General features: G+C 72.2%; 23 protein-coding genes and 1 tRNA gene. 11 read left to right on the top strand and 13 right to left on the bottom strand.

Translation table 11 applies throughout. The annotated features are described in order from the left end of the window. Nucleotides 1-4: 4 nt before the first annotated feature. The 3 genes from OG974_RS18625 to OG974_RS18615 form a co-directional block, all read right to left on the bottom strand. Complete coding sequence (locus tag OG974_RS18625) at nucleotides 5-517, bottom strand: MscL family protein (protein ID WP_371646853.1); 513 nt, start codon at nucleotides 515-517, stop codon at nucleotides 5-7. A 174-nt stretch (nucleotides 518-691) separates the two neighbouring features. Beyond that, a complete protein-coding gene (locus OG974_RS18620; RefSeq protein ID WP_329316386.1) occupies nucleotides 692-1,228 on the bottom strand; it encodes a hypothetical protein in 537 nt (178 codons plus the stop codon). 185 nt (nucleotides 1,229-1,413) lie between these two features. Next, entirely contained in the window at nucleotides 1,414-1,740 is a 327-nt protein-coding gene (locus OG974_RS18615; RefSeq protein WP_329313719.1) for a helix-turn-helix domain-containing protein, read from the bottom strand. Nucleotides 1,741-1,850: 110 nt separating this feature from the next. Here OG974_RS18615 and OG974_RS18610 point away from each other — a divergent pair, with 110 nt between their 5' ends. Continuing rightward, nucleotides 1,851-2,831 carry a zinc-binding alcohol dehydrogenase family protein gene (locus tag OG974_RS18610; RefSeq protein WP_371643793.1) on the top strand — a complete coding sequence of 327 codons (981 nt, stop codon included), beginning with the start codon at nucleotides 1,851-1,853 and terminating at the stop codon, nucleotides 2,829-2,831. A gap of 11 nt (nucleotides 2,832-2,842) precedes the next feature. Here the strand turns inward: OG974_RS18610 and pyrF are convergent, their stop codons facing one another. From pyrF to OG974_RS18580, 6 genes are all read right to left on the bottom strand, one after another. Beyond that, nucleotides 2,843-3,541: an orotidine-5'-phosphate decarboxylase gene (pyrF, locus tag OG974_RS18605; RefSeq protein ID WP_327283816.1), complete on the bottom strand. Its 699-nt coding sequence runs from the start codon at nucleotides 3,539-3,541 to the stop codon at nucleotides 2,843-2,845. A 16-nt stretch (nucleotides 3,542-3,557) separates the two neighbouring features. Next, on the bottom strand, nucleotides 3,558-4,115 hold the full coding sequence (locus OG974_RS18600; RefSeq protein WP_327283815.1) for a carboxymuconolactone decarboxylase family protein: 558 nt from the start codon (nucleotides 4,113-4,115) through the stop codon (nucleotides 3,558-3,560). A gap of 101 nt (nucleotides 4,116-4,216) precedes the next feature. Further along, nucleotides 4,217-5,050, bottom strand: coding sequence for an S-methyl-5'-thioadenosine phosphorylase (locus tag OG974_RS18595; RefSeq protein ID WP_327283814.1), 834 nt, complete (start codon nucleotides 5,048-5,050; stop codon nucleotides 4,217-4,219). Between the two features lie 98 nt (nucleotides 5,051-5,148). After that, nucleotides 5,149-5,439, bottom strand: a complete 291-nt coding sequence (locus OG974_RS18590) for an FmdB family zinc ribbon protein (protein ID WP_054226644.1) — start codon at nucleotides 5,437-5,439, stop codon at nucleotides 5,149-5,151. A 67-nt stretch (nucleotides 5,440-5,506) separates the two neighbouring features. Further along, nucleotides 5,507-6,820 (bottom strand): MFS transporter, encoded by a 1,314-nt coding sequence (locus OG974_RS18585; protein ID WP_327283813.1) that lies wholly within the window; start codon nucleotides 6,818-6,820, stop codon nucleotides 5,507-5,509. A 409-nt stretch (nucleotides 6,821-7,229) separates the two neighbouring features. Further along, nucleotides 7,230-8,732 carry a potassium/proton antiporter gene (locus OG974_RS18580; RefSeq protein WP_327285681.1) on the bottom strand — a complete coding sequence of 501 codons (1,503 nt, stop codon included), beginning with the start codon at nucleotides 8,730-8,732 and terminating at the stop codon, nucleotides 7,230-7,232. A 247-nt stretch (nucleotides 8,733-8,979) separates the two neighbouring features. Here OG974_RS18580 and OG974_RS18575 point away from each other — a divergent pair, with 247 nt between their 5' ends. Further along, entirely contained in the window at nucleotides 8,980-11,835 is a 2,856-nt protein-coding gene (locus OG974_RS18575) for a penicillin acylase family protein (protein WP_371643790.1), read from the top strand. Here the strand turns inward: OG974_RS18575 and OG974_RS18570 are convergent. Then, entirely contained in the window at nucleotides 11,825-12,439 is a 615-nt protein-coding gene (locus OG974_RS18570) for a 5-formyltetrahydrofolate cyclo-ligase (protein WP_327283811.1), read from the bottom strand. The genes OG974_RS18575 and OG974_RS18570 overlap by 11 nt on opposite strands. 96 nt (nucleotides 12,440-12,535) lie before the next feature. On the opposite strand from OG974_RS18570, the gene galU reads away from it, so the two are divergent. From galU to OG974_RS18535, 7 genes are all read left to right on the top strand, one after another. After that, nucleotides 12,536-13,438 carry a UTP--glucose-1-phosphate uridylyltransferase GalU gene (galU, locus tag OG974_RS18565; RefSeq protein WP_327283810.1) on the top strand — a complete coding sequence of 301 codons (903 nt, stop codon included), beginning with the start codon at nucleotides 12,536-12,538 and terminating at the stop codon, nucleotides 13,436-13,438. 3 nt (nucleotides 13,439-13,441) lie between these two features. Next, nucleotides 13,442-14,782: a gephyrin-like molybdotransferase Glp gene (gene glp / locus OG974_RS18560; RefSeq protein ID WP_371643787.1), complete on the top strand. Its 1,341-nt coding sequence runs from the start codon at nucleotides 13,442-13,444 to the stop codon at nucleotides 14,780-14,782. A gap of 74 nt (nucleotides 14,783-14,856) precedes the next feature. Beyond that, nucleotides 14,857-15,369, top strand: coding sequence for a cyclic pyranopterin monophosphate synthase MoaC (gene moaC / locus OG974_RS18555; RefSeq protein ID WP_327283808.1), 513 nt, complete (start codon nucleotides 14,857-14,859; stop codon nucleotides 15,367-15,369). 122 nt (nucleotides 15,370-15,491) lie between these two features. Then, complete coding sequence (locus tag OG974_RS18550) at nucleotides 15,492-15,983, top strand: MogA/MoaB family molybdenum cofactor biosynthesis protein (RefSeq protein WP_327285680.1); 492 nt, start codon at nucleotides 15,492-15,494, stop codon at nucleotides 15,981-15,983. Nucleotides 15,984-16,000: 17 nt separating this feature from the next. Next, nucleotides 16,001-16,609, top strand: a complete 609-nt coding sequence (locus OG974_RS18545; protein ID WP_327283807.1) for a GNAT family protein — start codon at nucleotides 16,001-16,003, stop codon at nucleotides 16,607-16,609. A gap of 154 nt (nucleotides 16,610-16,763) precedes the next feature. After that, the gene (locus OG974_RS18540) at nucleotides 16,764-17,804 is read left to right on the top strand and encodes a hypothetical protein (protein WP_328762998.1); all 1,041 of its coding nucleotides are present in this window, start codon (nucleotides 16,764-16,766) and stop codon (nucleotides 17,802-17,804) included. 75 nt (nucleotides 17,805-17,879) lie between these two features. Further along, nucleotides 17,880-17,953 (top strand) — tRNA-Ala (locus tag OG974_RS18535). A gap of 129 nt (nucleotides 17,954-18,082) precedes the next feature. On the opposite strand, the gene OG974_RS18530 is transcribed toward OG974_RS18535, so the two are convergent. After that, entirely contained in the window at nucleotides 18,083-18,814 is a 732-nt protein-coding gene (locus tag OG974_RS18530) for a hypothetical protein (protein WP_371643784.1), read from the bottom strand. A gap of 112 nt (nucleotides 18,815-18,926) precedes the next feature. Between OG974_RS18530 and OG974_RS18525 the strand changes: the two genes are divergently transcribed. Next, the gene (locus OG974_RS18525) at nucleotides 18,927-20,255 is read left to right on the top strand and encodes a CoA transferase (RefSeq protein WP_328762996.1); all 1,329 of its coding nucleotides are present in this window, start codon (nucleotides 18,927-18,929) and stop codon (nucleotides 20,253-20,255) included. A gap of 53 nt (nucleotides 20,256-20,308) precedes the next feature. Here OG974_RS18525 and OG974_RS18520 read toward each other — a convergent pair whose 3' ends face one another. Further along, the gene (locus tag OG974_RS18520; protein ID WP_327283803.1) at nucleotides 20,309-20,806 is read right to left on the bottom strand and encodes a GNAT family N-acetyltransferase; all 498 of its coding nucleotides are present in this window, start codon (nucleotides 20,804-20,806) and stop codon (nucleotides 20,309-20,311) included. Between the two features lie 38 nt (nucleotides 20,807-20,844). On the opposite strand from OG974_RS18520, the gene OG974_RS18515 reads away from it, so the two are divergent. Further along, nucleotides 20,845-21,648: an exodeoxyribonuclease III gene (locus tag OG974_RS18515; protein WP_327283802.1), complete on the top strand. Its 804-nt coding sequence runs from the start codon at nucleotides 20,845-20,847 to the stop codon at nucleotides 21,646-21,648. On the opposite strand, the gene OG974_RS18510 is transcribed toward OG974_RS18515, so the two are convergent. After that, entirely contained in the window at nucleotides 21,630-22,292 is a 663-nt protein-coding gene (locus OG974_RS18510; protein WP_328762993.1) for a MerR family transcriptional regulator, read from the bottom strand. The two genes, OG974_RS18515 and OG974_RS18510, sit on opposite strands and share 19 nt — an antisense overlap. Nucleotides 22,293-22,487: the final 195 nt, after the last annotated feature.

Genomic DNA, 22,487 nt, shown 5'->3' with positions numbered 1-22,487 from the left:
CCTGCTAGTACCCCGAGCCCGGGTGTCCGGAGTAACCGCCCTGACTGCCCTGGCCGCCGTGGCTGCCCTGGTTCCCGTAGCCGGTCTGGCCGTGCTGACCGTTCTGGGTGCTGTGGGCGCGCTGGGCGACCAGCTCGTCCCGGATCTCCTTGAGGACCACCAGCTCGGTGATCTCCATGGTTTCCTGGACGCCCTCCCTGGCCCGGCGGCGCTGCTCCATCCTGGCGAGGTACTTCGCCATCGGCAGCACCATCAGGAAGTAGACGACTGCGGCGGTGATCAGGAAGGTCAGCGCGGCGTTCAGCACCGATCCCCAGAGGATGTTCACGCCGATGGCATCCCCCTTCGCATCGATGCCGCAGGGACCCTTCAGGCAGGACGTGTAGCCGTCCAGGCTCTTCGTGCCGACGGCGCCCACCAGGGGGCTGATGATCCCCTTCACCACCGAGTTCACGATGTTCGTGAACGCGGCGCCGATGACGACCGCCACCGCCAGGTCGACCACGTTGCCGCGCATCAGGAAGGCCTTGAAGCCCGCCAGGACGCTCTCCTTCTTCTTCTCGCTCACCACTGAGCCTCTCTTCGAATCCGCCGAACATGGAGCCAACGGTTCCGAAAGCTACGGCAGTCCGGGCCCGGCGTGTCCAATCGGTGCCCGTCTTGTGGCGACTTGACTGCACGCCCGTCCGATTCAGCACAACGTCACCGCCAGTCGCGCCACGGTGCCGGCCCCGACGAGGGCCCGCGCGGTGTCCCGGGGGACCGACAGGACCACCAGCGCCCCACCGTCCCCGACCCCCTTCTCCGGAGCGGGCACTTCGACCACCCGCGCGCCCGCGGCCACCACCCGCGGCGGCCCGGTCCGCTCCGCCGCGACCACGTCCACCCGGTCCCCGGGCCGTAGCAGCCGCACCGTCGCCGCGTCCGCGATGCGTACTGGCGCCGATACCCACCGCACCGCCGCGGGCGGCGGTTTCACCTCCGGCGGCGGCGCACCCCGCGAAGCCTGTGCCTCCGTGCCGCCCACGACTGCCAGTGCGGCCGCCACGACGGCCAGGCCGGCCGACGCGGCTCGCCGCCGACGCCGCACGGCACGGCGCAGGCGGTCCGCGCCCCGGCCCACGCGAAGCGGAGGAAAGGGCGGTACCGGGCGCGCGGGGGGACACGTGGAGGGAGGGAAGGCGGGGGAAGGGGCGGAAGGGACAGGGACGCACGCGCTCTTGGGCATGGTCTTGGACATGGCCTCGGGCATGGTCTTGGACATGACGGACACCACCAGCGGGTCGAGTTTCCAGTGCCCGGACCCAGCGCCCGGACACCCCTCACGATCTGCCGCCCCGCGAAATCCCGCTCGCGCCTGTGGACGATCCCCAGCCTGTGGACATCGCCGCCACCCACACGGGTGAGCAGCCGTCAGGCCCCGGTGTTCTCCTCGCGCAGGACCAGGGCCAGCAGCCCCGGGAAGCGCGCGTCGAACTCCGTGCGCCGCAGCCGGTTGACGCGCCCCCGCCCCTGGTCGCGCTGCTCCAGCAGCCCGGCCGCGCGCAGTACCGCGAAGTGGTGGCTGAGGGCGGCCTTGCCGACCGGCACGTCGAAGGTGCCGCAGGCGCGCTCCCAGTCGGCCGCACCCGCGAGCTCCCGTACGAGCCGCAGCCGCACCGGGTCGGCGAGCGCGGCGAGGGCGGCCTGGACGGGCACCTCGTCGGGGTGGGTGTGCTCGGGTTCGGCCCGGTGTCCCATCGCGGTTCCCCCTGTCCCGGTGCGGCCTTGCGAAATGTTCGATGGAAACCGTACATTCATGGTCCGCAGTGTTCGTATTTCATTGAACAGTCTAGCCGGGGGTACCAGCCGTGCACGCAATCGAGTTCCAGGAGTTCGGCGGACCCGAGGTCCTCCACATCGCCCAGGTCCCCGTGCCCGGGCCCGGCCGGGGCGAGGTGAGCGTCGACGTCGCCTACGCCGGAGTCAACTTCGCCGACGTCCTGGCCCGGGCCGACGGCTACCGGGTCCCGGCCCTGCCCTTCCGCCCCGGCCTGGAGGTCTCCGGCCGGATCCGGGCCGTGGGCCCCGGCGTCGAAGGCCTGCGCCCCGGCCAGGAAGTCGCCGCCCTCACCTCGCACGGCGGCTACGCGGAGGTCGCCGTCGCCCCCGCCGCCACCGTCTTCGCGCTTCCCGAAGGCATCTCCCTGCGCACCGCCGCCACCCTCCCGACCGTCCTGCCCACGGCCCAGGGGCTCGTGCACCAAGTCGGCCGACTGCGCGCCGGGGAGACCGTACTCGTCCAGAGCGCGGCGGGCGGCGTCGGCACCGTCGCCGGCCAGCTCGCCCGCCTCGCCGGGGCGAGCGCCGTCTACGGGGTCGTCTCCCGCCCGGAGAAGGCCGGGGAAGCCCTCAAGCACGGCTACGACGAGGTGTTCGTCGGCGACGGGTTCACCGAGGACGTGCGCCGGGCCACCGGCGGCCGCGGCGTCGACCTCGCCCTCGACCCCGTCGGCGGCGACACCTTCCGCCGCAGCCTGGATTCCCTCGCGCGCTTCGGCCGCCTCGTCGCCTTCGGCAACGCGGGCGGAGCCGCCCCCTGGCAAATCGGGCAGCCCGAGCTGAACCCGCGCGGGCTCTCCGTCGGAGGCTTCTCCATCCTCGCCCTCGCCCAGGACGACCCCGAGGCGCTGCGCGCTCTCGCCGCCGAATCGTTCGGCTTCGCCGCCCGCGGCGAGGTCGAGCTGCCGGTCACGGCCGAGTTCCCGCTCGACCGGGCGGCCGAGGCCCACCGACTGCTGGCCGGCCGAGCCACCACCGGCAAGCTCCTGCTGCGGGTCGCGGGCGAGTGAGCGGCGGGCCGCTACCCGCCGGCCCGTACGCGCCGCAGCGCGGCCACCGGGTCGGCGGCCCGCGTCACCGACCGGCCCACCACCACGTGCGAGGCCCCGGCCGCGAAGGCGGCCTGCGCCGTTGCGGCCCGGGAGCCGTGCTCGCCCGCGCTCCCGCCCGGCAGGGTCACGCCCGGCGTCACGATCAGCGGTCGTGGCCCCAGCACGCCCCGTAGCGCGCCCGCCTCGCGCGGCGAGGCGATGACCCCGTCGCAACCGGCACCCACCGCCAGCCGGGCCAGCCGCAACACCTGCTCGTCGGTGGTCGTGCCGCCGCCCATGCCGATGTCGGCGAGGTCGCTCCCGGTCATGCTCGTGACCACCGTCAGCGCGAGCACCCGCAGGCCCGGGAACTCCCGGGCCGCGTCCACCGCGGCGGCCATGATCCCCGTACCGCCCATGGCGTGCACGGTCACCATGGACGCGCCCAGGGCGCCCGCGGCGCGCACCGCGCCGGCCACGGAATTCGGGATCTCGAAGAGCTTCAGGTCGAGGAAGACCTCGTGCCCGCGCCCGACGAGGTCCTCGACCAGTGCGGGCCCGGCGGCGGTGAGGAGCTCCAGCCCGATTTTGTAGTGGCTGCAGGCGTTCCCGAGCCGCGCGACCAGCGCCTCGGCGTCCCGGCGGCTCGTGAAGTCGAGGGCGACGATCGTCCCGTTGTCGTTGATCACCCCGCCATTGTCAGGTTCACTGCCGGGTCGGGATCTCGCAGGCCTCCGAGAACCCTTGGCTGGTCAGCCCGAAGGCCCGGTTGGCCCGCGAGCGCAAGTTCTCCAGGGCGACCATCGCGGTGAGTTCGACGAACGCCGCCTCCCCGAGGCGCGCGATCAGATCCGCGGCCAGTTCGTCCGTGACCACCGGCTCGGTCTCCGTCATGGCCTCGGCGTACTCCATGACCAGCAGCTCCAGCTCAGAGAAGGCCTCGCGGTGCTCCCGCCAACGCGGCACCCGCTCGATCTTCTGCGCGGACAGTCCCCGTTCCAGCCCCTCCCAGTAGCCGAAGTCCATGCACCACGAGCAGTTGATCCGGGCCGCGGCGGCCATCACCGCCAGGTGCTTGAGCCCGGCGTCGAGGGCGTTCCACTTCGCCGCACGCCGTTCGAGGCGGACGTACGCGAACAGCACGCGCCCGTTGTGTCCGTACGCCCGGCCGGGGTCGAGCACCTTGCCGTACCGGCGGCGCGAGTACCGTGCGCCGATGCGCATGAGGAGGGTGCGGGGCGGGCTGAGCGAGATGCGCGACATGGCGGTCGCCTCCTGGATCGAACGGTCGGTCTCGGTGGTCCTTCACCAGCCGAGACCGGACAGCCCGCAGAAATGTGACGGCCCCGCACGGATTCCCGCGGTTACGGGAGGTCTATGCCCAGGTCCCAGCCGTCGTGGGCGTGGGTGCACAGGCACGCGCGGGATTCCGTGGGCGGGAGGGCCGCCACCGCGTCGAAGAGGACCTCGCGCAGGCGCCCGACGTTCTCGCCGAACACCTTCAGGACCTCCGTGTGGGACACGCCCTCGCCCGTCTCCGCGCCCGCGTCCAGGTCGGTCACGAGCGCCATCGACGTGTAGCAGAGCCCCAGCTCGCGGGCGAGGACCGCCTCCGGGTGGCCCGTCATGCCGACGACCGACCAGCCCATCGCCGCGTGCCACTTCGATTCCGCGCGGGTCGAGAAGCGCGGGCCCTCGACCACGACCATCGTGCCGCCGTCCACCGGCTCCCACGCGCGGCCCCGCGCCGCGGTCACGGCCACCGAGCGGCCCACCGGGCAGTACGGGTCGGCGAACGTGGTGTGCACGACGTTCGGGACGGTCCCGTCGGGCAGCGGCTCCCCGTCGAAGAAGGTCTGCGCCCGGGACTTCGTGCGGTCGACCAGCTGGTCGGGAACGAGCAGCGTGCCCGGACCGTACTCGGCGCGCAGCCCGCCGACCGCGCACGGGCCGAGCACCTGGCGCACGCCCAGGGAGCGCAGCGCCCACAGGTTGGCCCGGTAGTTGATCTTGTGGGGCGGGACCTTGTGGCTGCGGCCGTGGCGGGGAAGGAAGGCCACCTGGCGCCCGGCCAGTTCGCCGAGGAAGAGGGAGTCGCTCGGGGGTCCGTACGGGGTGTCCACCCGGACCTCGGAGACGTCCTCCAGGAAGGAGTAGAAGCCCGAACCGCCGATGACACCGATCTCTGCGTTAGCCATGGCGCCACCCTAACCGGGCATGCACAAGGCCCCGCCGCCCGGAAGGGGCGACGGGGCCTTGCGAAGAACGGACGGGCTCAGAGATCGGGGATCCGCGATCAGGCAGCCGAGGTGGAGCTGCTGCTCGACGACGAGGACGTCGACGAAGCGGCGGGGGCTGCCGGGGCGGCGGGCGTGGACGGCTTCGAGGCAGGGGTGCTGCTCGACGAAGCGCCGCGACTGTCGTTCCGGTAGAAACCGGATCCCTTGAAGACGATGCCGACCGCGGAGAACACCTTCTTCAGGCGTCCGTGGCAGTTCGGGCACTCGGTCAGTGCGTCATCGGTGAACTTCTGCACGGCCTCAAGGCCCTCACCGCACTCGGTGCACTGGTACTGGTAGGTCGGCACGAATTTCCTCCTGGCACTCTGACTCAATGAGTGCTAACGACGTTCCATGGTGACGTATTCCGGCCGATCAGTCCACCGTCACCGGCACGCGGTGACCGACACCACGCTCGTTCGCCCGTGCGGCCGTCGCCGTCGGCGCCGACGAGTTGATGATCCGGCTCGGTGCCTTCGGGGCCAGCTTCGCCCGCAGCGCGAGCAGGGTGGCCAGCGCCAGCACGGTGCCCGCCATGGGCACCAGGAAGCCGTACGAGGACCCGTGCGCGTCCGTCAGACGGCCGGCCAGGGTCACGGCGGTGGCCTGACCGAAGGCGACCGCGCCGGTCAGCCAGGTGAAGGCCTCGGTCCGGGCGTTGGCCGGGATCAGTGACTCGATCATCGTGTAGCCGGTGATCAGGGCCGGGGCGATGCACAGGCCGACGACCAGGCCGAGGGCGCCCAGCAGGACCATCGAGTGCGCGGTCCACAGGACCGAGGCGGCCACGGTGAGGCCGGTGTAGCCGAGGAGCAGCCGGCGGCGCGGGCCGATCTTCCAGGCGATGGCGCCGCAGGCGATGCCCGCGGTCATGTTGCCGGCCGCGAAGATGCCGTAGAGGAGGCCGTTGGCGCCCGGGTTGCCGATCTCGTTGGAGAAGGCCGCCAGCGACACCTGCATGCCGCCGAAGACGGCGCCGATGCCGAGGAAGGCCACGATCAGGACGCGCAGGCCGGGGAAGGACAGTGCGGAGGCGTGCTTCTCGCCGCCGGCCGGGGCGGCGTGCACCTTGGGCTGGGTGGCGCGCTGGGCGGCGAAGACCAGGCCGCCGGCGAGCGTCAGCGCGGCCTCGGTGATCAGACCGGCGGCCGGGTGGACGCCGGTGCACAGGGCGGTCGCCAGGACCGGGCCGACGACGAAGGTGAACTCGTCGGTGACGGACTCGAACGCGGCGGCCGTCGGCAGCAGCGGGGAGCCTTCCAGCCGGGCGGCCCAGCGGGCCCGGACCATCGGCCCGACCTGCGGGACGGAGGCGCCGGCGGGGACGGCGGCCAGCGCCAGGGCCCACACGGGGGCGCCCAGCAGGGCGAGTGCCGCGAGGGTGCTGACGGCGGCGGAGTGCATGAGGACGACGGGGGCCAGGACGGCGCTCTGGCCGCGGCGGTCGGTGAGCTTGCCCATCACCGGGGCGGACAGCGCCATCGAGACGCCGGTGACGGCGGCGACGATGCCGGCGCTGCCGTAGGAACCGGTGGTGTGCTGCACGAGCAGCAGGATGCTGATGGTCAGCATGCCGAAGGGGAGCCGGGCGGCGAATCCCGGGAGAACGAAGCCGAGGGCGCCGGGCGTGCGCAGCAGCTGCCCGTAGCCGGGGCGGGCGGAGTTGTCGGTCGTGACCGCGGATGTCACGGCCTGGCCTTTCCGCTGCCTGGTAGAGCGTCCCCGTCTGCGGACGGTGTGCCGCCTCGTGAGCGACCGCACCCGTACATGTGGGAGCCCCGAGAGCTGTCCTCTTGCGCAGAACCGAGTGATACCTGGGCGCCCACTGCGGGAGGGTGCCACGGCCGCTTTGCGGTCGCGCCAGCTCTGCGTCAGGCAGAGTTGGTTCGATGTGGTGTGCCTTTATCGTACAGGCAGACCGGCTTTGTGTCCTGTGATTCCGGCGACAGGTTGTGCCTTCACCTGCGATTAACTGGAAGTTCGCATTCCATGGGACGGGAAAGCGGGGTGAAACGGGCCGCACACCGCGAAAACACAGATTTAGAATGACGTTCTAACGCTCTGTTGAAGTCCTTGCGGCGCCCGCCACGGCCCCGGCTCAGGCTCCGTTCGAGCCCGTCCCGAGCCATCCGGCCAGCTTGCCGCCCCGCGCCACCGCCCGCAGTCGGGCCTCCGCCGCGTCCCGTACCGGATCGGTGGCCACCACCAGCAGCTCGTCTCCGCGCCGCAGCACCGTCGACGGCAGCGGTACGAAGCTCTTCGCGTCCCGGACCACCAGCGTCACCGAGGCCCCGGGCGGCAGCCGCAGCTCGCTCACCTCGACGCCGTGCATCCGCGAGGCGGCCGGGATGGCGAAGGACAGCAGGTGCCCGCGCAGCTTCTCCAGCGGCGCCGACTCGATCCCGAGGTCGGCGGCGGTCTCGTCGGTGTCGCCGAGTTCCAGCTTGCGGGCCAGCCAGGGCAGCGTCGGGCCCTGCACCAGCGTGTAGACCACGACGAGCACGAAGACGATGTTGAAGACCCGGTCGCTCCCCTCGATCCCGGTCACCATCGGGATGGTGGCCAGGATGATGGGCACGGCGCCGCGCAGGCCCGCCCACGACATCAGGGCCTGCTCCTGCCACGGGATGCGGAAGGGCAGCAGGCTGACGAGGACCTCCAGCGGCCGCGCCACCATCGTCAGCACCAGGCCGATGACCACCGCGGGCCAGAAGTCGTTCACCAGCTCGTGCGGGGTGACCAGCAGGCCGAGCAGGACGAACATGCCGATCTGGGCGATCCAGCCCAGCCCGTCCGCGAACCCCCGGGTCGCCGGCCAGTGCGGGAGCTTCGCGTTCCCGAGCACCATCGCGGCGAGGTAGACGGCGAGGAAGCCGGAGCCGTGCGCCATCGCGCCGGCCGCGTACGCCGTCACGGCGATCGCCATCACGGCGATCGGGTAGAGGCCGGAGGCGGGCAGGGCCACGTGTCGCAGGCCGTACGCCCCCAGGAAGCCCACCGACAGGCCGATCGCGACGCCGATCGCCAGCTCAAGGGCGATCTTGGCGACCAGGACGAACCCCGGGTCCACCGGGCCGACGGTCGCGAAGGCGACGACCAGGATGACGACGGGAGCGTCGTTGAAGCCCGATTCGGCCTCCAGCACGCCCGTGACCCGGGAGGGCAGCGGGACCTTGCGCAGGACGGAGAAGACGGCCGCGGCGTCGGTCGAGGAGACGACCGCACCGATCAGCAGCGCCTGCCGCCAGTCCAGCCCGACCAGGTAGTGCGCGCCCGCGGCCGTGACGCCGACGCTGATCGCGACGCCGACCAGCGACAGCACGATCGCGGCCGGTAGGGCCGGCTTGATCTGTTTCCACTTGGTGCCCAGACCGCCCTCGGCGAGGATCACGACCAGCGCGGCATAGCCGATGACCTGGGTCAGCTCGGCGTTGTCGAAGACGACGTTGCCGATGCCGTCCTGGCCTATCGCGATGCCTATGCCGAGGTAGATGAGCAGGCTGGGGAGGCCGCTGCGTGAAGAGATGCGTACCGCCGCGACGGCGACGAGCAGCACGAGCGAGCAGACCAGCAGGAGCTCATTGAGCGTGTGGACGGTCAGCGGGCGGCCCTTTCCTCAAGTCGCCAGGCGGAACGTTCCTCCTCCGGGCGACAAGTCCGGCAAGATCGATAAGTACTTCGTTACCTTACCTAATATTTGACGCGCCCTTTACGCGATAACCACATTGTGAAACGCCCGTTCGGTCCTGTCCTCGTCACCTCGACCCCTGGCGGATCAATGGACGGGGTCCTGCGCCTATGGTTGCTCCCAGCACTCCCAGGACCACCCTGCCCCTCTAAGGACAGCGATGCCCGCCAACGAAACCGCCCCTTCCGTCAAGAAGAAGGGACGACGCGCCCGTCTGATCGTGCTCGTGCTGGTCCTGGCGCTCCTCACGGGCTTCGGGTACGGGACGTACTGGAGCATGGACAACGTCCGTGCCTCGTTCCCGCAGGCCACCGGCACCCTGAAGGTCCCCGGCCTGACCGGGACCGTCGAGGTCAAGCGCGACTCCCACGGCATTCCCCAGCTCTACGCCGACAACGACGACGACCTCTTCCGCGCCCAGGGCTTCGTCCACGCCCAGGACCGCTTCTGGGAGATGGACGTCCGCCGCCACATGACCTCGGGCCGGCTCTCCGAGATGTTCGGGCCCGGCCAGGTCGAGACCGACGCCTTCCTGCGCACGCTCGGCTGGCGCCAGGTCGCGCAGGCCGAGTACGAGACGAAGCTCTCGCCCGAAACCAAGAAGAACCTCCAGGCCTACGCCGACGGGGTCAACGCGTACCTGAAGGGGAAGTCCGGCAAGGACCTCTCCGTCGAGCACGCCGCCCTCAAGCTCAGCGACGACTACCAGCCCGAGCAGTGGACGCCGGTGGACTCGGTGGCCTGGCTCAAGGCGATGGCCTGGGACCTGCGCGGCAACATGCAGGACGAGATCGACCGCGCGCTGATGTCCAACAAGCTCACGCCGCAGCAGATCGACGAGCTCTACCCGCCCTACCCCTTCGACCGGAACAAGCCGATCGTCGACGCGGGCAAGATCGAGGGCGGGAAGTACGCCCCGCAGGGCAGCGCCGCCGCCGGCTCCACGGGATCGGGCACCGGCAAGGGCTCCGGTGGCAGCGCCACCGGCTCGCAGGCCTCCACCGGCTCGCAGGGCTCGCCCGCCCCCACCACGCCCACCGGCCTGGCGGACGACACCACCGCCCAGGGCGCGACCGTGGGCCTGCGCACCTCGCTGACCTCCCTCGCCAAGACCCTGGACCAGGTCCCCGCGATCCTCGGCCCCAACGGCAGCGGCATCGGCTCGAACTCCTGGGTCGTCTCCGGCCAGTACACGACCACCGGCAAGCCGCTGCTCGCGAACGACCCGCACCTGGCCCCGCAGATGCCCTCGGTCTGGTACCAGATGGGCCTGCACTGTCGCGCGGTCTCGAACCAGTGCAAGTACGACGTCGCCGGCTACACCTTCTCGGGCATGCCCGGCGTGGTCATCGGCCACAACGCCGACATCGCCTGGGGCATGACCAACCTCGGCGCCGACGTCACCGACCTCTACCTGGAGCAGGTCAAGCCCGAGGGCTACGTCTACGACAACAAGGTGGTCCCCTTCGCGACCCGCGAAGAGGTCATCAAGATCGCGGGCGGCACGAGCAAGAAGATCACCGTCCGCACCACGAACAACGGCCCGCTGATCTCCGACCGCAGCGACGAGCTCGGTACGGTCGGCAGCCGCGCCCCCGTCCCCAGCTCGGCCCCGGACCGAGGCAACGGCTACGCCGTCGCCCTGCGCTGGACCGCCCTGGACCCCGGCAAGTCGATGGACGCGGTCTTCGCCCTCGACCGGGCCAAGGACTTCGCGGGCTTCCGCGCCGCGGCCCGCGACTTCGAGGTGCCGTCCCAGAACCTGATCTACGCCGACAACAAGGGCCCCTCGGGCAACATCGGCTACCAGGCGCCGGGACGCATCCCGATCCGCGGCGCCGGCGACGGCCGCATGCCGGCCCCCGGCTGGGACTCCAAGTACGCCTGGAAGGGCGGCAAGGACGGCTACGCGGGCTACGTCCCGCAGGACGAGATGCCGTACGACTACAACCCGTCGCGCGGCTACATCGTCACCGCGAACCAGGCCGTGGTGGAGAGCGGGACCGGCGCGGGCAAGTACCCGTACGTGCTGACCACGGACTGGGGCTACGGCGCCCGCAGCCAGCGGATCAACGACCTCATCGAGGCGAAGATCAAGGACAGCGGCAAGATCTCCACCGATGACATGCGCGGCATGCAGATGGACAACAGCAGCGAGATCGCCGCGCTGCTGACCCCGATGCTGTCCAAGATCGAGGTCTCGGACCCGGACGTGCGCTCCGCGCAGAAGCTGCTGGACGGCTGGAACTACACGCAGGAGCCCGACTCGGCGGCGGCCGCGTACTTCAACGCGATCTGGCGCAACATCCTCAAGCTGTCCTTCGGCGACAAGATGCCCAAGGAGCTGCGGATCGAGGGCAGCTGCATGAACGTCCAGGAGGAGAGCAGCGGTCCGGTCGACGACCTGGCCAAGACGGTCCGCGAGTGCGGTGCGCGCGACTCCGACTCGGCGCAGCCGGACGGCGGCGACCGCTGGTTCGAGGTGGTCCGCCGCCTGGTCAAGGACGAGAAGTCGGCCTGGTGGCAGACGCCGGCCGCCCGCAACAAGCCGGCGACCACCACCCGCGACCAGCTGTTCGCGCGGGCCATGAAGGACGCCCGCTGGGAGCTGACCGCCAAGCTCGGCAAGGACCAGTCCACCTGGAGCTGGGGCCGCCTGCACCAGTTGACGCTGAAGAACCAGACCATCGGCACCGAGGGCCCCGGCTTCATGCAGTGGCTCCTCAACCGCGGCCCGTGGAACCTGGGCGGCGGCGAGGCCACCGTGAACGCGACCGGCTGGAACGCCTCCAGCGGCTACGGGGTCACCTGGGTCCCGTCGATGCGCATGATCGTCAACCTCAGCGACCTGGACAAGTCCCGCTGGATCAACCTGACCGGCGCCTCGGGCCACGCGTACCACGACAACTACTACGACCAGACGGACATGTGGGCCAAGGGCGAGCTGCTGGACTGGGCGTTCGGCAAGGAGGCCGTGGACAAGGCGACGGTGGAGACGCTGACGCTCAAGCCGTGAACCTGACCACCCCCGACGGGGTGGCCACCGCCTGAACGGGGTGGTCGTGCGGTTCCTCCGGGACCCGCGCGACCACCTCTTCGTCGTAGAGGAGCACGACCAGCGCGGGGTGCGCCCCGGCGCGTGCCAGACGTGCCAGCACCCGGTCGTACGAGCCCCCGCCGCGACCCAGGCGCATCCCGCGGCCGTCTACGGCCAGCCCGGGCAGCAGGACGGCGTCGGCGCCGGTGACGGCGTCCGGTCCGAGCCGCGGCCCGGCCGGCTCCAGCAGCCGCATCCTGCCGGGGTGGGCGGCCTCGGCGAGGCTGTCCGGGCCTTCGTACCCGGCCCAGTCGAGATCGTTGTCGGGCAGCAGGAGGGGCAGCAGCACCCGCTTCCCGGCCGCGCGCAGGGCGTCGAGCAGATCGCGGGTGCCGGGTTCGGTGCCGACGGAGACGTACGCGGCCACCGTTTGCGCATCAGCCAGTTCGGGCAGTTCAAGGGCGGAACGGGAGAGCGCGCGGGCCGACGTGCGCAGGGATTCGGGGGACAAGGCGCGGCGGGCGGCGAGGAGTTCTCGGCGCAGCCGGGCCTTTTCGGACGGGTTCGGCGGGTTCCCTACCACAGCTGACTCTGATTTCCTTTCAAATCGGTGCATTATCGGACCTAGTTACCGGAATCAAACCCGGAGTGGTCCGTACGACCCACTATCGTTCTGCCCATGACTCAGTTGCACCCTGTGATCAAGAAGGCCGTGATCCCGGCCGCAGGTCTCGGTACCCGCTTCCTTCCGGCGACCAAGGCGACGCCCAAGGAAATGCTCCCGGTCGTGGACAAGCCGGCCATCCAGTACGTCGTCGAGGAAGCCGTGTCAGCCGGCCTGGACGACGTCCTCATGATCACAGGACGTAACAAGCGCGCCCTCGAAGACCACTTCGACCGCAACTACGAGCTGGAGTCGGCCCTCATCGCCAAGGGCGACGACGACCGTCTCAAGAAGGTCCAGGAGTCCAGCGACCTGGCCACCATGCACTACGTCCGCCAGGGTGACCCCCGCGGCCTCGGCCACGCCGTCCTGTGCGCCGAACCGCACGTCGGCGACGAGCCCTTCGCCGTCCTCCTCGGCGACGACCTGATCGACCCCCGCGACCCGCTGCTGCGCCAGATGACCGACGTCCACGCCCGCACCGGCGGCACCGTCATCGCCCTCATGGAAGTCGACCCCGCCAACGTCCACCTCTACGGCTGCGCCGCAGTCGAGGCCACGGACGAAGCGGACGTCGTCAAGATCACCGGGCTCGTCGAGAAGCCCGACCCGGCGGACGCCCCCAGTAACTACGCGGTCATCGGACGGTACGTACTCCACCCCGCGATCTTCGACATACTGCGGGAGACCGAGCCGGGCCGCGGCGGGGAGATCCAGCTCACCGACGGCCTGCAGAAGCTGGCCGCCGACGAGACCGTGGGCGGCCCGGTGCACGGCGTGGTCTTCCGGGGCCGCCGCTACGACACCGGGGACCGCGGGGACTACCTGCGGGCCATCGTCCGCCTCGCGTGCGAGCGTGAGGACCTGGGCCCGGAGTTCCGCACCTGGCTTCACCGTTACGTCACGGAGGAGATGTAGGACTTGAGCAGCCGCGCACCGCAGGACACCGGCCACGTCGCCCAGCGTCTGTGGTCGGTCGACGAGCACCTCGCGGACGTCCTCGCCGCGATCCGGCCGTTGGAGCCCATCGAGCTCCAGCTGCTCGACGCCCAGGGCTGCGTCCTGGTCGAGGACGTCACCGTGCCCGTCGCCCTCCCGCCCTTCGACAACAGCTCCATGGACGGCTACGCCGTCCGCACGGCCGACGTCCAGGGCGCGAGCGAGGAGTTCCCCGCGGTGCTCACGGTCATCGGGGACGTGGCGGCGGGCAGCGGCGAGCTGCCCACCGTCGGCCCCGGCCAGGCCGCCCGCATCATGACCGGCGCCCCGCTCCCGCCCGGCGCCGAAGCCGTCGTTCCGGTCGAGTGGACCGACGGCGGTACGGGCGGCGGCGCGGCCGCCGGCATGACCCCGGCCAGCGCGGCCCCCGAGGGCGCGGGCGGCGAGGTGCGGGTGCACCGGGCCGCCGAGCCGCGGGCCCACGTACGGGCGCGCGGCAGCGACGTCCAGGCCGGGGACCTCGCCCTGGCCGCCGGCACGGTGCTCGGCCCGCCGCAGATCGCGCTGCTCGCCGCCGTCGGACGGGGTGCCGTACGGGTCCGCCCCCGCCCGCGGGTGGTCGTGCTGTCCACCGGCAGCGAGCTGGTCCAGCCGGGCGAGTCCCTGGCCGCCGGGACGATCTACGACTCGAACAGCTTCGCGCTGGCCGCCGCAGCGCGCGACGCCGGGGCGATCGCCTACCGGGTCGGGGCCGTCGCCGACGACGCCGACACCCTGCGCTCCACCATCGAGGACCAGCTGATCCGGGCCGACCTGCTGGTCACCACGGGCGGCGTCAGCGTCGGCGCGTACGACGTGGTCAAGGAGGCACTGTCCTCGGTCGGCGGCGAGGAGGACGGGGCCGACGGCGGGCGGATGGACTTCCGCAAGCTCGCGATGCAGCCCGGCAAGCCGCAGGGCTTCGGGACCATCGGCCCGGACCACACCCCCCTGTTGGCCCTGCCCGGCAACCCGGTGAGCTCGTACGTTTCCTTCGAACTGTTCGTGCGCCCCGCGATCCGCACGCTCATGGGCCTGCCGGACGTCGCCCGGCCCAGCGTGCGGGCGACCCTGAAGGCCGACGAGGCACTGGGCTCCCCGGCGGGCCGCCGCCAGTTCCTGCGCGGCACGTACGACCCGGAGAGCGGCACGGTCAGCCCGGTCGGCGGATCCGGCTCCCACCTGATCGCGGCGCTGGCCCACGCCGACTCCCTGATCGTCGTACCGGAGGACGTCACCTCGGCGGAGCCGGGGGCCGAGCTCGAAGTGGTCCTGCTCGGCTGAAGCCCGGCCGGTGCGGGTAGCGTGTTGCACCACACAGGCCCTTGCGGGGCCCGGAGCGGGAGCGGCACGAACCTATGGCAGCGTTTTCCCGGGGGGAGACCCCCGGCACCCCTGAGCACAGCAGGCTGACGCACATCGACGAGGCCGGCGCGGCCCGCATGGTGGACGTCTCGGAGAAGGACGTCACGACGCGGACGGCGCGGGCCAGCGGGCGCGTGCTCGTCTCCGCCCGGGTGATCGAGCTGCTGCGGGGCGAGGGCGTGCCCAAGGGCGATGCCCTCGCCACCGCGCGGATCGCGGGGATCATGGGCGCGAAGAAGACCCCCGACCTGATCCCGCTCTGCCACCCGCTGGCCGTGTCCGGCGTGAAGCTGGACCTCTCGGTCGCCGACGACGCCGTCGAGATCCTCGCCACCGTCAAGACGACCGACCGCACGGGCGTCGAGATGGAGGCGCTGACCGCCGTCGCGGTCGCCGGGCTCACCGTCATCGACATGGTGAAGGCCGTCGACAAGGGCGCCGTCATCACGGACGTCCGGGTGGAGGAGAAGACCGGCGGCAAGTCCGGCGACTGGACGCGCGCGTGAACGCCCCGCGCGGCGGCGACGCCTTCAGCCACGTCTCCGCCCCGGAAGCCGCTCCGGAGGCCGCCCCCGTCGGGCAGGCGGCGGACGCGGCCCGTGAGCCCGGGCGCCCCCCGCGCGGGCTCGTGGTCACCGCCTCGAACCGCGCCTCGGCGGGCGTGTACGCCGACCGGGGCGGGCCGCTGCTGGCCGAGGGCCTGGAGCAGCTCGGATTCACGGTGGACGGCCCGCGGGTCGTCCCCGACGGGGACCCGGTCGAGCAGGCGCTGCGCGAGGGCGTGGCCGCCGGGTACGACGTCATCCTCACCACCGGCGGCACCGGCATCTCGCCGACCGACCGCACCCCGGACGCCACCGCGCGGGTGCTGGACTACGAGATCCCGGGCATCGCGCAGGCCATCCGCGCCGAGGGCATGGTGAACGTGCCGACCGCGGCCCTGTCCCGGGGCCTGGCGGGCGTGGCCGGCCGCACCCTGATCGTGAACCTGCCCGGCTCCACCGGCGGCGTCCGTGACGGCCTCGCGGTCCTCACCCGGATCCTGCCGCACGCCGTGGACCAGATCCGGGGCGGCGACCACCCCGCGCCTCCGGGTAGATCCGCCGGGAGCCCGAGCTGAACGGACCTTCCTGGCCGGTGGTGCTGACCGACGGCGACGTCACGCTCCGGCCGATAAAACTGCGGGACCAAAACGCCTGGCGCGAGGTCAACCGGCGCAACCGCGACTGGCTCCGGCCGTGGGAGGCGACGATCCCGCCGCCCGCGCCGTGGGGGCCGGTGATCCACCGGCCTACGTACCGGCAGATGGTCCGCCATCTGCGGGCCGAGGCGAACGCGGGGCGGATGCTGCCCTTCGTCATCGAGTACCGCGGCCGCCTCGTGGGCCAGCTGACGGTCGCCGGGATCACCTGGGGCTCGATGTGCGCGGGCCACGTCGGGTACTGGGTGGACCGCGAGGTGGCGGGCCGGGGCGTGATGCCGACGGCGGTCGCGCTCGCCGTTGACCACTGCTTCACGAAGGTCGGACTGCACCGGATGGAGGTGTGCATCCGCCCGGAGAACGGGCCGAGCCGGCGCGTGGTGGAGAAGCTGGGCTTCCGGGAGGAGGGGCTGCGGCCGCGCTACCTCCACATCGACGGCGCATGGCGCGACCACCTCGTGTACGCGCTGACGGCGGAGGAGGTCCCGGAGGGTCTGCTGCGCCGCTGGCACCGGGGGCGCACGCAGGGAACCACACCCCAATAAACGAATAGTTGTTCGAATTATCGGGGGCGGGAACCGATTCGCCCATAACCTGATCCGAAGAATCACAAAAAAAGTCCGTGATATCAGCCGGTTCGTGCGACACACCGGTCCAATTGGCGGATCCGCCCGGCCGCGCCCCTCTACGGTGTGAGGTGTGAGCAGCAGCGGCCTCATCTACGCAGTCATTGTCGGGGCCTGGGCCGCCTACTTGGTGCCCATGTGGCTCCGGAGGCAGGACGAGCTGAACGAAGCCCGTCCGACGGAACGCTTCTCCACCGCCATTCGGCTGCTTTCCGGCCGGGCGGGAATGGAGCGCCGTTACGCCAAGGGGCTGCGGGAACGCGGCGACCAGGAGGCTGAGCCCCAGTACCGCGCGGACCCGGACGCCGCGACGGAAACGGTGAATTCCGTGGACGCCGACGCCCGGGCCCTCGGCGTGCCCCCGACCAGGGCGGAGCCGAGGTCGGCCGTCGCGGAGCGGCACCGGCGCGAGCAGCGTCTCCAGGTGCTCGCGCGCCGCCGGCGCACCACCGCGCTCCTCTTCCTGATCTTCACGCTCGGCGCGATCGTCGCCGCGGTCGGCGGCCTGGGCTACCTCTGGGCGCCCGCGGTGCCGGCCCTGCTGCTGAGCGTGTACATCGTGCACCTGCGGGTCCAGGAGCGGCGCCGCTACGAGTTCACCATGGACCGGCGGCGAGCCGAGGCCGCCGCGCGGCAGCTGCGCGAGAACCGTCCGCGCCGGCGCGAGCCGGAGGCCGCCGCGGGATCCGAACCGGACCCCGCGCCACCCGTCTCCCCGCAGGAGGCCGGGCGGCGCGCGCTGGTCGAGCAGACCGACCACGCCGAGTGGGTGGACCAGCAGCGCGAACGCGAACGCGGCCCCGCCCGCGGTGACAGCTGGGAGCCGGTCCCGGTCCCGCTGCCGACGTACGTCACGGCCCCGGTCGCCCCGCGCGCCACCGGTCCGGCGGCCCCGGACGCCTGGAGCGCGACCCGCTCCAGCACGGCCGAGCCGACGGACCCGCGCTTGCGCGCCCAGCCGGCGCCGGCCACCCCGAAGGCCGAGCCGAAGGCGGACCGGAAGTCGGACCAGAAGGCCCACCCGAACGCCCGCCCGCGCGGCCAGGGCCGAGGCCGCACACCGCTGTTCGACCAGTACGAGAGCGATGACCGCCCCCGCGCCGCGAACGAATGATGGACCTGCGCGGACGCTCCCCGGTATCGGTTTTGGAGCACCCGCGCGGGGATGCTAATGTTTCACACGTCGCAAGGGCCTGTGGCGCAGTCTGGTAGCGCACCTCGTTCGCATCGAGGGGGTCTGGGGTTCAAATCCCCACAGGTCCACAAACGACAGTTCGCGAGTAGCTCTCGTGAACGTCATGAGATCCCGTCCGGTCGAAAGACCGGGCGGGATCTCGGCGTTTGAGGGGAATGCCCGGGGCGGGGCCCGAACGGGCCCTGCCCCGGGGCCGGTCAGCCGGCAGCCCGGTCCAGCAGCGGGGCCGCCCAGGCCGGGAGGGCGGACGGCGGCGGGCGGGCCGGGCGCGGGTCCGTCGTGATGCCGGTGCCGCCCGCCGGATCGCCGTACGAGAAGCTCGCCGACCACCACAGCCAGGAGCGGACGAACAGGTTGGCGCTCCACGTCAGGGCGAGGGCGCCGCGCTGCTCCGGGGTCTCGTACCAGTAGCTGGTGAGCACCACCGCGCGCGCGACCGCCTCGTCCGTGTCGGCCGGACGGGAATCGGCGCAGAGCCCGGCGGCCAGTACGGACGCGGTGAACCGGTTGTCCGTGAGCAGCCCGCCGGCGTCGCGCACGACCGCGTCCACGAGGTCCGGCGGGAGGGCCAGGGCGTACCGCTCCAGCCGTGCCGGCAGTTCGGACAGTGCAGGATCGCCGGCCGTCTCCGGCCCCGGGACCACCCGCAGGTCGCCCAGCAGCCGGGCGTCCGCGGTACCGGCGGCCAGCACGTGCACACAGGCCAGCGCGCGCAGGGTCTGCCAGCGGCACAGGGTGTCCAGCAGGTCGATCCGCGAGGCGCGGAAGGCCAGCCGCACCGGCCAGTCGGCCGCCCGGACCTCCTGCCCCAACGCCCGCAGTTCCTCGGGCACCGGGGCGGGGAAGACCAGGGCCTGGCCGGGGTCGTAGGACGGCTTCGAGCGGTAGCCCGGCCACTGCTGGGCCCCGGTGGGGTTCTCGCTATTCATTGAGTTCCACGAAGCACAGCCCCTTACGAGATCGGATCTCGGAGAAGGACACGTGCCCCGCCTCACGGTCGGTTCCTCGCGCCGGCCGTGAGGGGCTTCGGAGAATGGGCCCATGACGACTTTGGACGGTGCGACGCGGCAGGCCTGGGGTGCGCTCGGTGGGGCGGACGGGCTCGTGGGGCGGGTGGCCTACCGGGGCGCGAGCGGGCTGGGGGAGGGGCCGCTGCCCGTACGGGAGCTGGCGCGGGCCTGCGTCGGGGTGTGCGCGCTGGCCGCCGCGGAGCTGGCCGCGGTACGGGCCGGGGCCCCGGCGGACGCGGTGGAGCCGCTGGTGGTGGACGAGGGCGCGGTGGCCACGGCGTTCGTCAGTGAGCGGCACCTGCGGGTGGAGGGGCGCGAGCCGGTGAACTTCGCGCCGCTGTCGGGGTTCTGGCGGGCGGCGGACGGGTGGGTGCGCACGCACGCCAACTATCCGCACCACCGGGCCGCCCTGGTACGGGCGTTGGGGCTGCCTTCCGCGACCCCCGGGGCGCTGCGGGACGCCGTGGCGGGGCGCGCGGCCGCCGAGGTGCAGGAACTGGCTTACGGGGAGGGCGGCCTGGCCGTCGCCGTGGCGGACGCGTACGGGGACCCTCAGCCGCTGGCCGAGGTGCGGGAGTCCGGGGGCGCCGGGCGGGAGCTCGGGCCGGGGGCGCTGCCCGCGACCGGGGTGCGGGTGCTGGACCTGACGCGGGTCATCGCGGGACCCGTCGCGACGCGGACGCTCGGGCTGCTGGGGGCGGACGTGCTGCGGATCGACTCGCCGCGGCTGCCGGAGTCGCACGACGCGTACGCGGACACCGGGTTCGGGAAGCGCTCCGCGCTGCTGGATCTGGCGGACGCCGGGGACCGGGCCGTCTTCGAGGGGCTGCTGGCCGGGGCGGACGTGGTGGTGACCGGGTACCGGCCGGGGGCGCTGGAGCGGTACGGGCTCGGGGCGGACGAGCTGCTGGACCGTCGGCCGGGGTTGGTGGTGGCGCAGCTGTGCGCGTGGGGATGGCGGGGGCCGTGGGCCGGGAGGCGGGGGTTCGACTCGCTGGTGCAGGCGGGGTACGGGGTGGCCGCGGCGTACGGCGACGACGGGGTCCCCGGGGCGCTGCCGGCGCAGGCGCTGGACCACGGGACCGGGTACCTGGTCGCCGCCGGCGTGCTGAGGGCGCTGGCCGCGGGCGGCGGGCGGTCCTTGCGGTTCTCGCTGGCGGGGACGGCGTCGTGGCTGGTCCGGGAGGTGCCCGCCGCGCCCTACCCCGCCGGGGCGGGGTACGCGGCGCAGTCCTGGCTGCGGGAGGTGGACTCGGGATACGGGGTGCTGCGGTACGCAGGGTCGCCGGTGCCGTTCGGGGACTGGGGGCGGGGTCCGTCCCGGTGGGGGACGGACCGGGCCCAGTGGCTCCCGCGGTAGCGCTGCCGCCGTGGCGGCGGGGGCGGGCCCGGGCCTTCGGCCGGGACCGCCCGTCAGGACGGTCGCAGGGGCTTGGCCATGCAGCGGCTTGAGTCGTACGTGCGGTAGTGGCCGAACTTCTTCGACGGGGTGTAGCCGGACGAGCGGTAGAGGGCTATGGCTTCCGGCTGCTGGTCTCCCGTTTCCAGGGCCATGCGGGTGCGGCCCGCCGAGCGGGCGTCGTCCTCCAGAGCGGCCAGGATGCGGCGGGCCAGGCCCAGGCCGCGGGCCTCGGGGACCACGTACATGCGCTTGAGTTCGGCGTCGCCGTCCGAGTAGCCCTCGTCGTTCTCGTCCTGGCTGCGCCAGCCGCCGCTGGCGACGGGCGTGCCCGAGGCGTCGTACGCCAGCAGGTACAGGCCGTTCGGCGGGGCGAACATTGCCGGGTCGAGGAATGTGACATCGCCCTCACCGCCGTAGCGCGCCTGGTATTCGAGCTGGACCTGGTCGTTGAGTTTGACCGCGTCCGGGTGGTCGTACGGCATGACGCGGATCTGTATCCCGTGAGACATCGGAACATGGTACGGAAGGCTCCCGTTATGGTGCGGGGATGCTCACCGTGACCTCCGTGAATGTGAATGGGATCCGCGCCGCCGCCAAGAAGGGGTTCTCCCCGTGGCTGGCCGGGTCGGATGCCGACGTGGTCTGCCTCCAGGAGGTGCGTGCCGAGGAGGGGCAGATTCCGGAGGAGGTCCGGGCGCCCGAGGGCTGGCACACGGTGTTCGCGCCGGCCGCCGCGAAGGGTCGGGCCGGGGTCGCGCTCTACACGCGCCGTGAGCCCGAGCGGGTGCAGGTGGGATTCGGGAGCGACGAGTTCGACGCCGGTGGGCGCTATCTGGAGGTGGATCTTCCGGGTGTCACCGTCGCCAGCCTGTACCTGCCCTCCGGCGAGGCCGGGACCGAGAAGCAGGACGAGAAGTACCGCTTCATGGCGGAGTTCCTCCCCCATCTGGTCGCGCTGAAGGCGCGCGCCGCAGCCGAGGGGCGGGAGGTCGTCGTGTGCGGCGACTGGAACATCTGCCACCGGGAAGCCGACCTCAAGAACTGGAAGACCAACCGGAAGAACGCGGGCTTCCTGCCCGAGGAGCGGGAGTGGCTCGGGAAGGTCTACGAGGAGGCCGGGTACGTGGACGTGGTCCGCGCGCTGCACCCCGACACCGAGGGGCCGTACTCCTGGTGGTCCTACCGCGGGCGGGCCTTCGACAACGACGCCGGGTGGCGCATCGACCTCCAGGTCGCCACTCCGGGGCTGGCCGCCCGGGCCGTGAAGGCGTTCGTCGAGCGGGCGGAGACGCACCCGGAGCGTTGGTCCGACCACGCGCCCGTGACCGTGGTCTACGAGTCGGCGTCCTGAACCCCTGAAGCCAGGAGGCGGTCCATCGCCATGCCGAGCTCCGCCTCGACCACGCTCTTGGCGAGGGGGCGCAGCCGCGGAAGGGCCTCCTCCGCCAGGTGGGCGGAGATCAGCTCCGTGAACAGGGCCGCCATGGCGTCCGCGTGCTCGCGGACCCGGCGGCCCGTCTCCAGGACCGCCGAGAGCGGGACCCCCTCGCGGACCAGCGCCGAAGAGACGTCCAGCAGCCTCCGGCTGACGTGCACGATCTCGTCGCCGTCGGTGGCGAGGTAGCCGAGGTCGAGGGAGGCCGCCAGGTTCTCCGGGGTGACCTCGCCCTCGAAGTAGTCGGCGAGCGCCTCCGGCGTCAGACGCACCGGGGTCTCCTCGGACCAGCCGATGCCGAGCAGTTCGCCGAGCTGGCCGACGTCGCGGCCGCTCTCGAAGGCGGCGGTCAGCTCGGCGATGCCGCCGAGGGTGTGGCCGCGTTCCAGCAGGGCGGCGATGGTGCGCAGCCGGGCCAGGTGGTGGTCGTCGTACCAGGCGATCCGGCCCTCGCGGCGCGGCGGCGGGAGGAGCTTGCGCTCGCGGTAGAAGCGCAGGGTGCGGACGGGGATGCCGGCTGCCTCGGCCAGTTCCTCCGTACGGTATTCGCGCACTGTCATCCCCGCTTCCGTGTCTTCCACAGGCGCAGCCTATGGCGTACCGGCAGTAACTTTCCGGTCGCGACCTCTACCCATGAGTACGGAGCTGCTCTACTCTCCCGATTGCGCCAGTGATTACTGGCAGTGTTGTCGGTGGTTGTGGTTGTGGTTGTGACTGGGCTTGGCTTGGCTGGACTGCGGAGGGCGGCGGGCATG

This window comes from Streptomyces sp. NBC_00597 (genome assembly GCF_041431095.1).
In the GTDB taxonomy this organism is placed as follows: domain Bacteria; phylum Actinomycetota; class Actinomycetes; order Streptomycetales; family Streptomycetaceae; genus Streptomyces.
The sequence above is the reverse complement of the archived record's forward strand: the minus strand, read 5'-3'. Positions and strand labels throughout refer to the sequence as shown.

Excerpts from the sequence above, each read along its gene's own strand:
- OG974_RS18600 (WP_327283815.1), bottom strand. The coding sequence starts at position 4,115 with ATGTCGCGCATCTCGCTCAGCCCGCCCCGCACCCTCCTCATGCGCATC.
- OG974_RS18510 (WP_328762993.1), bottom strand. The coding sequence starts at position 22,292 with ATGACAGTGCGCGAATACCGTACGGAGGAACTGGCCGAGGCAGCCGGC.
- OG974_RS18615 (WP_329313719.1), bottom strand. The coding sequence starts at position 1,740 with ATGGGACACCGGGCCGAACCCGAGCACACCCACCCCGACGAGGTGCCC.
- galU (WP_327283810.1), top strand. The coding sequence starts at position 12,536 with ATGACTCAGTTGCACCCTGTGATCAAGAAGGCCGTGATCCCGGCCGCA.
- OG974_RS18515 (WP_327283802.1), top strand. The coding sequence starts at position 20,845 with ATGCTCACCGTGACCTCCGTGAATGTGAATGGGATCCGCGCCGCCGCC.
- OG974_RS18525 (WP_328762996.1), top strand. The coding sequence starts at position 18,927 with ATGACGACTTTGGACGGTGCGACGCGGCAGGCCTGGGGTGCGCTCGGT.
- OG974_RS18625 (WP_371646853.1), bottom strand. The coding sequence starts at position 517 with ATGCGCGGCAACGTGGTCGACCTGGCGGTGGCGGTCGTCATCGGCGCC.
- OG974_RS18595 (WP_327283814.1), bottom strand. The coding sequence starts at position 5,050 with ATGGCTAACGCAGAGATCGGTGTCATCGGCGGTTCGGGCTTCTACTCC.
- OG974_RS18530 (WP_371643784.1), bottom strand. The coding sequence starts at position 18,814 with ATGAATAGCGAGAACCCCACCGGGGCCCAGCAGTGGCCGGGCTACCGC.
- OG974_RS18520 (WP_327283803.1), bottom strand. The coding sequence starts at position 20,806 with ATGTCTCACGGGATACAGATCCGCGTCATGCCGTACGACCACCCGGAC.
- OG974_RS18620 (WP_329316386.1), bottom strand. The coding sequence starts at position 1,228 with ATGCCCAAGAGCGCGTGCGTCCCTGTCCCTTCCGCCCCTTCCCCCGCC.
- moaC (WP_327283808.1), top strand. The coding sequence starts at position 14,857 with ATGGCAGCGTTTTCCCGGGGGGAGACCCCCGGCACCCCTGAGCACAGC.
- OG974_RS18575 (WP_371643790.1), top strand. The coding sequence starts at position 8,980 with ATGCCCGCCAACGAAACCGCCCCTTCCGTCAAGAAGAAGGGACGACGC.